Below are 11,992 nucleotides of genomic sequence, written 5' to 3' on the forward strand. Positions count from 1 at the left end.
GACGGTCAGTTGCCGAGCGCCGCGTACCCCGGCCGGACGACCTCGTCGATCAGCCGGTGGCGCTCCGGCAGCGGCAGGAACGCGGACTCGACCGCGGCGACCGTGAGCTCCTCGAAGACCTCGGGCCCGTAGCCGAACGCGTCGGCCATGTGCTGGAACTCCCGGCTCATGGTCGTCCCCGACACCAGTCGGTTGTCGGTGTTGAGCGTGACGCGGAAGCCGAGGCGGCGCAGCAGGTCGAGCGGGTGCGTCGCGTAGTCCTTGGCCGCGCCCGTCTGGAGGTTGGAGGTCGGGCAGACCTCCAGCGCGATGCCGTTGTCCCGGACGTAGGCGGCGAGCCCGCCCAGCTCAGCCGTGCCGTCGTCGTGCACCGTGATGTCGTCGGTGATGCGCACACCGTGCCCGATCCGCTCGGCGCCGCAGACCTGCACGGCCTCGTGGATCGACTCGGCGCCCACGGCCTCGCCCGCGTGGATCGTGAAGTGGCAATTGTGCCGCTTCAGATGCTGGAAGGCGGGCAGATGGCGGGCCGGGGGGTTGCCGATCTCGCCGCCCGCGATGTCGAAGCCCGCCACTCCACGGTTCCGGTGGGCGACCGTGAGTTCGGCTATCTCCAGCGACCGGTCGGTGTGACGCATGCCGGTGAGCAGGGCGCGGACGGTGATCCGGCCGTTCGTGCGGCGCTCGCCCTCGCGGAATCCGGCGTTGACCGCGTCGACGACCTCGTCGAGGGTCAGACCGCGCTCCAGGTGCTGCTCGGGGGCGTAGCGCACCTCGGCGTAGACGACGCCGTCCGCCGCCAGGTCCTCGGCGCACTCCGCCGCGATACGCTCCAGCGCCTCGCGGGTCTGCATCACCGCGCAGGTGTGGGCGAAGGTCTCCAGATAGCGCTCGAGCGAGCCGGAGTCCGCCGCGTCACGGAACCAGGCCGCGAGCGCGGCCGGGTCCTCGGTGGGCAGATCGCGGTAGCCGCACTCCCGGGCCAGTTCGATGATGGTGGCGGGGCGCAGGCCGCCGTCGAGGTGGTCGTGGAGGACGGCCTTGGGCGCGCGCAGGATGTCAGACAAGTGCATGCACCGGGAGTGTACGGCACCCGCTCCGAGTGGGCCGTGACGGCCGTCTCACGGTCCGGCCGGTCAGTTCGTCTGAAGCACCGGCATCGCGGGGGCGCCCGTCGGCAGCATGTGCTTCGCGGCCAGGATCGGGGTGTCCCCGACCCGTACCACCTGGGTGATCAGTACGGCGGGGGTGTCGGCCGCCCGGCCCAGCTGCTCGCCGCGACGCCGACCGAGCAGCGTCGCGCTCATCGCGCTGTGCGCGGTCAGGGCCACCCCGCGCGAGGCGCCGGTGAGGACCGCGAGCATCGAGCCGGCAGGGGCGGACGCGGTGCGCAGCGCTTCGGCGAAGTCGGGGTGCGCCTTCTCCAGCACCTCGTCGGCGGCCGCCCACTCCTGACTGAGGGCGGCGGCCGTACCGTCCCCGGCCAGCAGTGATTCCCAGAACCGCAGCCCCGCGCCGGCGGGTGCCAGCAGGTGCTGGGTGGTGAAGTCGGTGGGTTCCTCGACGGTGCGCAGCAGCGGCCGCACCCGGAGCGGGGAGCCCGCGACGAGCAGGCCCTCCAGCGGCTGGATGTGCTCGTAGCCCCGCCGCGGCGGGCGATCGCTGACGGTCCTGCCGACCCCTCGCCGGACCGAGAGCAGTCCGTCCTCCTGGAGCAGGAGCAGGGCCTCGCGCAGGGCGGGCCTGCTCACTCCCAGTTCACCGGCCAGCCGGGGTTCCGACGGGAGGGTGGAGCCGGGCGGGTAGGTGCCGTCGTGGATCGCGTCGGCGATCCGCTCGTACAGCACGACGACCGGTCTGCGTTGCTGACCGCCGACTGCCATGGCCCCTCCTCGGTTCGCCCCGGCCACTTGTCAGACAAGGATGGTGAACGGCGCTCAGGGTGGCAAGCCGCCGACGGCCGGTGTCGTCAGCTTGCCATGTCTCCGCGCGTACGCCCGGCCCGGTGCCCGACAGGCCCTCGCGTCGCGGGTCGACCTGACGCGATGTCCGATTTCTCCCCCCTGGATTCCTCCCCCGGTTTCTTCCCCCCACTTCCGTGCCACGCGCAGGGCAGTGGGGTCGCGATCCGCCTCTGCGCCTACGACGGCGAGGAGTTCGCCGCCGCCGCCGACCGAGGCCGCCGCCGCCGCTCGCCGCGGTACCGCGCACCGTCGGCCCTGGCTCCTGCGCGGGCATCATCTCGGAGATGCCCGCCCGTTGACGTACGGCAGTCCGTCACCGGCCTCCTCGCCCGCCCGCCTCCCGCCGCCGCCTTCCTCGCGTCGCGCACATTGAAGACCCGGTGGGCGCGCGTGAGGATGGAACGATGCGAAATATCGTGATCGTCGACGCCCCCTCGAACCTGGGCCTGCGCCCGCCCGCCCCCGGAACCGTGCCGGGCTGCTACAAGCTCGCCGGCGCGTTGCGCGAGCAGCGGATCGTTCAGCGGCTCGGGGCCTTCGAGGGCGGTGTCGTCGTGCCGCCGCGCTACGACCGCGGCGACTGGCAGGAGGGCGACGGAGTCTTCAACGCCGCCGCGATCGCCGCGTACACCCCGAGGCTCGCGGACCGCATCGAACACCATGTGCGCGCCGGCGACTTCCCCGTGGTCCTCGGCGGCGACTGCTCGATCCAGCTCGGCGCCTCGCTCGCCCTGCGCCGGATCGGCCGGTACGGACTCGCCGCCGTCGACGCCTCCGCGGACTTCCGGCACCCCGGCAACTCCGCGCACGTGGGCGCGGCGGCCGGTGAGGAACTGGCACTCGCCACCGGACGCGGCCAGGAGGACCTGACGAACCTGGAAGGGCTGCGGCCCTATCTGCGGGACGAGGACATCCGGCTGATCGGGATCCGCGACCACTTCCACGACGACCGCGCCGAACTCGCCGAGCTGAAGATCCCGACGATGACGGTGGCGGAGCTGCGGGAGTGGGGTGTCCCCGAACTGACGCGCGCCGTCGTACAGACCCTCGAAGTGCCCCCGTTGGAGGGCTACTGGGTCCATTTCGACGCCGATGCGCTGGATCCGCGCGTAATGCCTGCCGTCGACAGCCCCGACCCGGACGGGCTGCTGCCGCACGAGCTGACGCTGCTGCTCAAGGGACTGGTGCGATCGCCCCGCTGCGTGGGCATGAATGTGACCGTGTACGACCCCGATCTCGACCCGGAGGGCGGCGCCGGAGCGCTGCTCACCGACCTGATCGTCGCCGCCTTCACCGAGGACTGAACCCCGAGCCCTCTGGCCGGGGCGGCGACAACCCTGTTCCATGGTCGTCGGGTTGCCGCCGGAACCGTCGGCGGCCCCGCGGCGAGCAAAGCGAGGTTGCCTTGGCCACGACCGTCCGGCGCACTGTACTGACCCTGCCCGCAGCCCCCGTGGGGCCGCCGAACCCGCTGCCCGCGCTGCGACCGCTCGACGAGATGCACGCGATCGACGAGCGGACCAGAGCGGAACTGCCGCGTGAGATGGCGCGGCAGATCGGCTACGAGCCGTTGCGCACCCTGCTGCCGGTGCGCGTGCTGGACGGCTACGGCCGCCACCGTGCCCCCGCCGATCTCGACGCGATCGTCATCGAGAACGACCATCTGCGTGCGACCGTGCTCCCCGGCCTCGGCGGCCGCATCCACTCGCTGCACCACAAGCCCACCGGCCGTGAACTCCTCTACAGCAACCCGGTGTTCCAGCCCGCCGACTTCGCGCTCAACGGCGCCTGGTACTCCGGCGGCATCGAGTGGAACATCGGCGCGACCGGCCACACCACGCTGTCCTGCGCACCCCTGCACGCGGCCGTCGTGCCCGCGCCGGACGGCGGTCAGATGGTCAGGATCTGGGAGTGGGAACGGCTGCGGGACCTGCCCTTCCAGGTCGATTTGTGGCTGCCCGCCGACTCCGCGTTCCTCCATGTCGGCGTGCGGATCCGCAATCCGCACGAGAAGCCCGCGCCCGTGTACTGGTGGTCCAACATCGCCGTCGAGGAGCACCCGACCACCCGCGTGCTCGCCCCCGCCGACGAGGCCTGGCACTTCGGCTACGAACGCAGCCTGCGCCGGGTGCCCGTGCCGGAGTACCGCGGCGCGGACCGGACGTACCCGCTGCGCAGTGAGTATCCGGCCGACTACTTCTACGAAGTGCCCCCCGAGGCCCGCAAGTGGATCGCCTCCCTGGACGCCGCGGGGCAGGGTCTCGTGCAGACGTCGACCGACACCCTGCGCGGCCGGAAGCTGTTCCTGTGGGGCTCCGGACGCGGTGGCCGCCGCTGGCAGCAGTGGCTGACCGAGCCGGGCACCCCGGGATACGCCGAGATCCAGGCCGGTCTCGCCCGCACCCAGCTGGAACACGTACGGCTGGACGGCGGCGAGGAATTCAGCTGGCTGGAGTCGTACGGCCCGCTGACCGCGGACCCCGGCACGGTGCACGGCGACGACTGGGGCGCGGCCCGTGCGGAGGTGGAGGCGCGCCTCGCGGACGCACTGCCGCGCGAGGCCGTCGACGCCGCGTACGAGGCCTGGCTGCCCTGCGCGGACAGCGAGCCGGCCACCCGGCTCGCCCGCGGATCCGGCTGGGGCGCGCTCGAAGTCCTGCGCGCGGGCCGCAAACTGCCCGGCACACCCTTCGAGGAGTCCACGCTCGGCGAGGAACAGGAGCCCTGGCGCGAGCTGTTGGCATCCGGTGTCCTGCCCGAGCCGCGCCGCGTCGCCCCGCCGGGTCCCTCACTCGTCGCACCGCACTGGCGGGACATGCTGGAGACCGCCCCCGCCGACCCGCTGACCGAGTACCACCTGGGCGTCGCCCAGTGGCACGCCGGCGATCTCGCGCAGGCCGTCCGGAGCTGGGAGCGGGGATTGGCACTCGCCCCCTCGCGCTGGCCGTTGCTGCGTTGCCTCGCCGTCGCCGACCAGGAGGGCGGCAACGGCCAACGGGCCGCCGAACGCTATCTGGAGGCTTTCGAGGACCTGTGCCATGAGCGTCGCGACGACGGCGAGGCGTGGACGGCGGCGCTGGTGGCTCTCGGCCGTGAGGCGATCGACGCCCTCCTCGCGGCCGACCGCCCGGCGGACGCCCGCTCGGTCTGGTCCCGGCTGCGTCCGGCGGTACGGCAGCGCGGCCGGTTCCGTCTCGCGGAGGCCAGACTGCTCCTCGCCGAAGGCCGGCCACAGGAGGCGCGGGAGATCTTCGACGAGGGCTTCGAGGTCGCCGACCTCCGGGAGGGCGCGGAGATCCTCAACGAGGTCTGGGCGGCCACGACGGACGACCCGCTGCCCGACGCGTACGAGTACCGGATGCGGCCGCAGGGCTGACGCACGCGCCCCGGCGGCCGGTGCTCAGACCGCCTTGCGGTCGACGTACTCGAAGACCGTGCCGTCGGGGTGAACGGCGATCAGATTGCGGCCGGCGGGGGTGGGGACCGGCCCCGCCACGACCTGCGCGCCGACCTGGGAGAGGGTGGCGTACGCGTCGTCCACGTCGGCGACCGCGATCGTCGCCGTGACCTTGCGCAGCACTTCGAGCTCCGACTCGGGGCCGCTCATCAGCAGGAAGCAGCCGACGGCCGCCACCGAGACACCGCCGCGCTCGAAGCGCATCGGCTCGGTGCCGGTGAGGCGTTGGTAGAAGGCCGCCGCGGCCTCCAGGTCGTCGACGCAGATGCGCAGCGTGGTTCCCAGGATCTCCATACGCAGAGCCTAATCAAGGCGGCAGGGAGGCGGAATCGGTTGCCCGATTGAGGGCGCGATGCGAAGATCCGCGGCGTCCGTCGCGTCCGGCCGGTCGTGTCCGCAGGGGTCCCCGCGGCGCGTTCAGGCTCGGCAGAGCACCTCGGCGTGCGGGACCAGGAAGCAGGCGTCCTCGTGCGAGCCCCACGCCCGCCAGCCCTCGGCGATGGCGCTCAGCCGGTCGGTGGTGGTGTGACCGCCGTCGACGGCGAGTTCGGCGTACACCGATGCCGTCGTACGGTCCGCCCACAGCCCGCTCCACGAGGTCCGGTCCTGCGCTCCGGCGAAACACCACGCCGAGGCGGTGACAGTAACCTCCTCGAAGCCGGCGGCGCGGGCCCAGGACAGCAGCTGCCGACCGGCGTCGGGCTCACCGCCGTTCGCCCGTGCGACCCGACGGTAGAGGTCCAGCCACTCGTCCAGCAGAGTCGTCTCGGGGAACCAGGTGAACGTGCCGTAGTCGCTGTCGCGCGCGGCGACCGTGCCGCCGGGGCGGCAGACCCGCCGCATCTCGCGCAGCGCCTGGACCGGATCGCCGACGTGCTGAAGCACCTGGTGGGCGTGGACGACGTCGAAGGAGTCGTCGGGGAAGTCCAGCGCGTGGACGTCGGCGACGGTGAAGTCCGTGTTTCCCAGGCCGCGTTCGGTGGCCAGCTCGCGGGCCTTTCCGACGATGTCCGCGGCCATGTCCACGCCCGTGACATGGCCCTCGGGGACCAGGGCCGCCAGATCGGCGGTGATGGTCCCCGGGCCGCAGCCGATGTCGAGGATCCGCATGCCGGGCCGCAGCTCGCCGAGGAGGTACGCGGCCGAATTGGCCGCGGTGCGCCAGGTGTGCGAGCGCAGTACGGACTCGTGGTGACCGTGGGTGTAGACGGCGGTCTCCTGTGGCATGGCCGGATCTCCTCTGGTGCGAACTGCCCCGGACGATGAGAACAGCCTAGGCCTGATCTCCGAATCGTGAGACCGCCGTCTTGTATGGTGGACACCCGCCGGGCAGTCCGCGCGTTAGGCACCGAGGCCGCCGGGTACCCGCGCCCCATGGACACGAACCTGTCGGATCTCACGGCTCAGAATGTGGCGCAGGTCGTCCGGGACGCCATCAAGGACGAGTTGCGCGAGCAGACCAGGAAGCAGCGGCACGCCGCCCGCATGTACGCGGGTGCCAGTGCCGCCGGTCTCTACGGCGGTGCGGCGGTCGTCGCCTGCGCCGTCCTCGCGCTCGCCCTCGTGATACCCGGCTGGGCGGCCGCCCTGATCGTCGCCGTCCTGCTGCTGGCCGCGGCCGAGATGATGAAGCGCGCCGCGAAGCCGGGGCCGGGCGCTGCCGTCGCCGGCACGACCGGAACCGCGCCGGTGGTCGACGAGCCGCCCATGCCGGAGGCTCCCCCGGTCGTACCGCCCGCCGCGAGCACGGTCGTACCGCCCGCCGGGAGCCCGGTCGGTCCGCCGCCCGTCACGCCGCCGGCCGTACCGCACGCACGCGAAAAGGAGTAGCCCCGCAGAGAGCGGGTCCCCGACCCGGCGAGGGGCGCGCGCGGACAGGAGAAGGGGGCGTGCACCGGTGGACGCCCCTTCCGGTTCGCGGGTGGGGCGAGCGAAACTCCCTTTCGCGCCGGGCCGTCGAAGACTAGGGTTCCGGCGCGGCGAGTCACCCACGAGGAGCTGAGGCATGGTCGGTCTTCCGAGCGCGCGTTGACGTTGTGGGCCGCGAACGGCCCGTCATCGCGTGCTGCCCTGACGTTGCGGCACAGCGAGCCTTCCTCTGCCTGAACCGGCGCGCCTGATACGCGCCCGGTGACAGGCCACGTTGTCGGCAACCCGAGGGGTCCCCGTGCCGCCCGCTTCCTCCGCCGTATCCGATTCCGGCCGGCCCGCCTCGTCGAGCCTGTGGCGGGACGCGGACTTCCGCAGACTCTGGATGGGGCAGACGGCCTCCCAGCTCGGCGAACACGCGAATCTGGTGATCCTGCCGCTCCTCGCCGTCGTGACGTTCGACGCCAGTGCCGGCCAACTGGGCGCCCTTCGCGCGGTGGGACAGGCACCGATCCTGTTGCTCTCGCTCTTGGCCGGCGCATGGGTCGACAGATGGCGTACCCGTACGACGATGGTCCTCACGGACGTCGGCCGGGCCCTGGTCCTGGCCGCCGCCGCCGTGGCCGGCCTCTTCGGCGCGCTGGGCCTGCCCGCGCTGCTGGCGCTCGCCTTCGCCGTCGGGACCCTGTCCGTGTTCTTCGACGTGGCCTACCAGGCGTCTCTCGTACGCCTGGTGGAACGCGACCGACTGGTGCGGGGCAACAGCGCGCTGGAGGGCAGCCGGTCCGCGGCGCAGATCGCCGGTCCCGCTCTCGGCGGTGCGTTGGTGACCCTGCTGTCGGCGCCGCTCACCACCGCCTGCAACGCGCTGTTCTTCGTGCTGTCGTTCCTGTCGATCCGGCGGATCCGCCGCTCGGAATCCGTCCCGGAGCGCGCGGAACATCGCCCTCGGGTCTGGTGGCGGATCCATGAGGGGCTGCGTTTCGTCGCCGGCGACACCACGTTGCGGACCGTGTGCCTGGCCTCTGCCGCCTTCCAGTTCTCCTTCGCGGCCATGATGACCGTCTATCTGCTCTTCCTGCCGCGGGAACTGCACCTGCCCGGCACCGTCGTGGGGCTGGCGCTCGCGGCGGCGGGGCCGGGTGCGCTGCTGGGCTCACTGCTGGCGGCCCGCCTGCCGCGCCGATTCGGCCATGGCGCCGTGCTCGTGTGCGCGGCCTGCGTCGGCGACGGCGTGTTCCTGTGTGTGCCCGCGCTGCGCGGCTCCTCCGCGGTGACGGTTCCCGCGCTCCTTGCGGTCGGCTTCGTGTTCGGGCTCGGCGGTCAGTTGGTGAACGTCACCGTCATGGCCGTCCGGCAGGCCGTCACCCCGGCCGGGTTGCAGGGCCGCGCGGCCGCCACGATCACGTTCGTCGGCATGGGACCGACCCCGCTCGGTTCTCTGCTCGGCGGATTCCTTGCGGGGGAGTGGGGACTGCGCACCAGCCTGCTGGTGACGGCCGCAGGCATGATGCTGTCCCCGGCGGTGATGGCTCTGTCCCCGCTCGCCCGCCTGGGCCGTGAGCTTCCCGCCGCGCACGACACGCCGTCCTCCGCGCACGACACGCCGTCCCCCGATGGCGACACGCACACGCCGTCCGCCTCGCACCACGCAACGCCTGGCCCGTGCCCCCGATGTGGCCCGTGCCCCCGATGTGGCCCGCGCCCGCGACGGGCCCCATCGGGTGACGTCCCCGCGTCCGCGCCGGACGGTACGCCCGGCGTCACAGAAGAGCCTGCGGCCGGTACACCGTGAGCGCCTCCGCCGCCTTGTCGATGACCAACTCACCAGGGGCCTCGGTCACTTCACCGTCGAACGCCAGAGGAGTGCCCGGCGCCAGGCCCGTGATCCGGACCCGGCGCAGCTTCTGCGCCGCGTGCACCGGCGACCGGCTCAGCGGTCCCGCGAGTGCCGCCGCCAGCAGCCGCACGCCCGGCCACCGGCCGCCGTGCACCACGCGCACGTCCAGCAGCCCGTCGGCGAGATCCAGCCGGTGCCCGGGCGTCGGCCCCATGCGCTGGTACATGCCGTTGCCCGCGAACAGCAACCACATCGGGCGCCGGCGGCCCTGGACGTCGGCCTCCAGAGGATGCTCGCCGCGCAGGACGACCAGCGCCGCGAGCACCCCGGCCGGCCAGCCGCCGATCCGCGGCGACCAGTGCTCGCGGATACGGACCAGTTCCGGGTAGACGCCCAGACTGAAGGTGTTGAGGAAGTATCCGGAGCGCTCCTTGCCCTCGGCGGCGGGCGGGCCGGGCGTGAAGCGGCCCAGGTCGACCTTGACGGCCTCGCCGCCCGCGAGCGCCCGGCACGTGTCGTGCACGGACTCGATGCCGAGGTCGTAGGCGAAGTGGTTGAACGTACCGCCGGGGAAGACCGCCAACGGCACTCCGCGGTGCGCGGCCACGACCGCCGCCCGGTTGATGGTGCCGTCGCCGCCGAAGATGCCCAGCGCCCGGCCGCGTCCGGCCGCCTTCTCCAGCTCCGCGTGCAGATCCTCCGGCTCGCACTCCACGACCTCGGCCATCGGCAGGGCCTCTTGCAGCAGGTGGGAGGAATCCGCCGAGCCCGACCGCCGGTTGACCACGACCACCAGGCCGTCGCCGCCGGGCAGCACGGGCGCGCTGGTCTGCGGCCGGCCGGGTGGCGGCAGTTGGGACCGGGTCGGCACCACCCCGCGCACGGCGAAGGCCGCCCCGACCCCCAGTGCCGCCCCCACCAGGACGTCGCTCGGGTAGTGCACGCCCGTGTAGATGCGCGAGAACGCCACCGAGACCGCGGCAGGGGCGATGATCGCGCCCCAGCTCTTGGACTCCAGGGCGACACCGGTCGCGAAGGCGGCGGCCGAAGCCGCGTGCCCGGACGGGAAGGACGTCGTGAACGGCTGCCGCTTCAGCTGTCGTATCACCGGCACCGCGTCCAGCATCGGCCGTGCCCTGCGCACCGACCGCTTCGCGACCGTGTTGATGGTGGCCGAGGCCAGGGCCAGGGACGCCACACCGCGTACGGCCGCCCGGCGGGAGCGGGGGCTGCGCCCCAGCGCCACCATCCCGGCCGCCGCACCGAACCAGAGCAGCCCGTGGTTGGCGCTGCGGCTCAGCCGCGGCAGCACCGGCTCGGCACCCGGCCACTCCCGGGCGGCGACCGTGCTGAAGATCTGCCGGTCCCAACTGCTGAGCAGCGCCGAGATCCTGTCCCGGAGCTGAGGGTTCACCTGTGCACGAGCGTCAGACATGGGTCGCGGGTACCCCGTGGACGGGGCCGCCACGCTGAACGTGCGGCATCGGACAGCCGTCCGTCCGACATCCGAGAACCCTCCGGCAGATGCCCGCCGCGTTTCGCACGGACCGGCTCTCCCGCGCGGCACTCTCGGGCAAACCTCCGTATAAAGGGCTCGTGGGCCGGGCGGGCCCTTGGGACACGAACGGCGGAGGCGGCGGCATGCAGCGGACGGACCCGGAAGGCCGCGGACCTGTCCGCTACGGACCGCCGGCGCCCGAGCCGGGCCTGCCCGTACTGCCGGAGCTCGCCGAGGCGACCGCCGCGGCGGCCGCACGGCCCGTGGGCGAGCCGCCGGGCGGCGGCCCCGAGCTGCGTGAGGCGGCCTGCGGCTACTGGTCGCGGCGCGGGCTGCGCAGCCGGTCCGACGAGGTCGTCGCCGCGTCCGGGCCCCAGCCCCTGCTCTTCGCGCTCATCGCCGCCCACCGCGGGGACGTGCTGCTGCCCCGTCCCTGCCCCGCCTGGTGGACCCCGCAGGCCCGGCTCCTCGGCCGGCCCGCGTACCACGTGCCGACCCCGGCGGAGTGCGGCGGCGTGCCCGACCCGTACGCGCTGCTGGAGACCGTGCGCCGGGTGCGCGCGGAGGGCGGCGACCCGGGGCTGCTGCTGCTCTCCGTCGCCGACGACCCCACCGCGACCGTGGCGCCGCCCGAGCTCATGCGCGAGGCCTGCGAGGCTGCGGTCGCCGAGGGCCTGCTCATCATCAGCGACGAGACCTGGCGGGACACCCTTCACCGGCCGCACGAGACCGTGCTGGTGAGCCCGGCGGAGATGTGCCCGGGGGAGGTCACCGTACTCAGCGATCTGGCGGGCGGACTGATGCCCGCCTCGTGGCCGGTCGCCGTGGCCCGGTTCCCCCCGACGGAGCAGGGGTCCGCCCGGCGCGCCAGAACCCTCGACATCCTCACCGCCCTCGGCTCCGTGGTGGCGGAACCCGTCGCGGCCGCCGCCGCCCTGGCACTGGACGAGCCCGGGCCCGTGGTCACCAGGTCGGAGCAGGCGGCCGCGTTGTACGGGACCGTGACCACCGCGATGCACCACGCGGTGCTCGTCTCCGGAGCCGTCGCCCGCCCGCCGCGGGCCGGCCGGCACCTCTACGCCGATCTCGGCCCGCTGCGCGCCCCCCTCGCCCGGCTGGGTGTGACCGACTCGATGGAGCTCGAGGAGTATCTGAGCGACCGTCTCGGGTCACCCGCGCCCGGCGGGCACCGGTTCGGTGACGAGCTGGGCGAGCTGCGGGTGCGGCTGGACGCGGGGCCGCTGCTGGGGGCCGGCCCCGAACAGCGTCACGAATCCCTCACCTCACCGGCGCCCCTGGAATTGCCGCACGTATCCAGGGCATTGAGCATTCTTGGAACGGCCTTCGACGAACTGCGTTGAACG

9 protein-coding genes and 1 pseudogene are annotated in these 11,992 nt (G+C 73.2%); 5 read left to right on the plus strand and 5 right to left on the minus strand.

Annotated elements, in window-relative coordinates; translation table 11 throughout:
• Nucleotides 1-5: 5 nt before the first annotated feature.
• Both ABTX78_RS29290 and ABTX78_RS29295 read right to left on the minus strand, forming a co-directional pair.
• Nucleotides 6-1,073: an adenosine deaminase gene (locus ABTX78_RS29290; protein WP_352209787.1), complete on the minus strand. Its 1,068-nt coding sequence runs from the start codon at nt 1,071-1,073 to the stop codon at nt 6-8.
• Between the two features lie 63 nt (nt 1,074-1,136).
• Entirely contained in the window at nt 1,137-1,883 is a 747-nt protein-coding gene (locus ABTX78_RS29295; protein WP_352209788.1) for a GntR family transcriptional regulator, read from the minus strand.
• A gap of 485 nt (nt 1,884-2,368) precedes the next feature.
• Here ABTX78_RS29295 and ABTX78_RS29300 point away from each other — a divergent pair, with 485 nt between their 5' ends.
• Entirely contained in the window at nt 2,369-3,268 is a 900-nt protein-coding gene (locus tag ABTX78_RS29300) for an arginase family protein (RefSeq protein WP_352209789.1), read from the plus strand.
• Nucleotides 3,269-3,369: 101 nt separating this feature from the next.
• Nucleotides 3,370-5,340, plus strand: a complete 1,971-nt coding sequence (locus tag ABTX78_RS29305; protein WP_352209790.1) for a DUF5107 domain-containing protein — start codon at nt 3,370-3,372, stop codon at nt 5,338-5,340.
• A gap of 24 nt (nt 5,341-5,364) precedes the next feature.
• Here ABTX78_RS29305 and ABTX78_RS29310 read toward each other — a convergent pair whose 3' ends face one another.
• Together ABTX78_RS29310 and ABTX78_RS29315 are read right to left on the minus strand one after the other, a co-directional pair.
• Nucleotides 5,365-5,715, minus strand: a complete 351-nt coding sequence (locus ABTX78_RS29310; RefSeq protein WP_352209791.1) for a VOC family protein — start codon at nt 5,713-5,715, stop codon at nt 5,365-5,367.
• Between the two features lie 123 nt (nt 5,716-5,838).
• Nucleotides 5,839-6,648, minus strand: a complete 810-nt coding sequence (locus ABTX78_RS29315; RefSeq protein WP_352209792.1) for a methyltransferase domain-containing protein — start codon at nt 6,646-6,648, stop codon at nt 5,839-5,841.
• Between the two features lie 147 nt (nt 6,649-6,795).
• Between ABTX78_RS29315 and ABTX78_RS29320 the strand changes: the two genes are divergently transcribed.
• Both ABTX78_RS29320 and ABTX78_RS29325 read left to right on the plus strand, forming a co-directional pair.
• Nucleotides 6,796-7,251 carry a phage holin family protein gene (locus tag ABTX78_RS29320; RefSeq protein WP_352209793.1) on the plus strand — a complete coding sequence of 152 codons (456 nt, stop codon included), beginning with the start codon at nt 6,796-6,798 and terminating at the stop codon, nt 7,249-7,251.
• A gap of 337 nt (nt 7,252-7,588) precedes the next feature.
• Nucleotides 7,589-8,863: pseudogene (locus tag ABTX78_RS29325) on the plus strand (MFS transporter); the annotation flags it as partial.
• Between the two features lie 190 nt (nt 8,864-9,053).
• Here the strand turns inward: ABTX78_RS29325 and ABTX78_RS29330 are convergent.
• Complete coding sequence (locus ABTX78_RS29330; protein WP_352209794.1) at nt 9,054-10,565, minus strand: bifunctional phosphatase PAP2/diacylglycerol kinase family protein; 1,512 nt, start codon at nt 10,563-10,565, stop codon at nt 9,054-9,056.
• 206 nt (nt 10,566-10,771) lie between these two features.
• Between ABTX78_RS29330 and ABTX78_RS29335 the strand changes: the two genes are divergently transcribed.
• Nucleotides 10,772-11,989 carry an aminotransferase class I/II-fold pyridoxal phosphate-dependent enzyme gene (locus tag ABTX78_RS29335; protein ID WP_352209795.1) on the plus strand — a complete coding sequence of 406 codons (1,218 nt, stop codon included), beginning with the start codon at nt 10,772-10,774 and terminating at the stop codon, nt 11,987-11,989.
• Nucleotides 11,990-11,992: the final 3 nt, after the last annotated feature.

Source organism: Streptomyces sp. NPDC096193, assembly GCF_040302905.1.
Classification (GTDB): Bacteria; Actinomycetota; Actinomycetes; order Streptomycetales; family Streptomycetaceae; genus Streptomyces.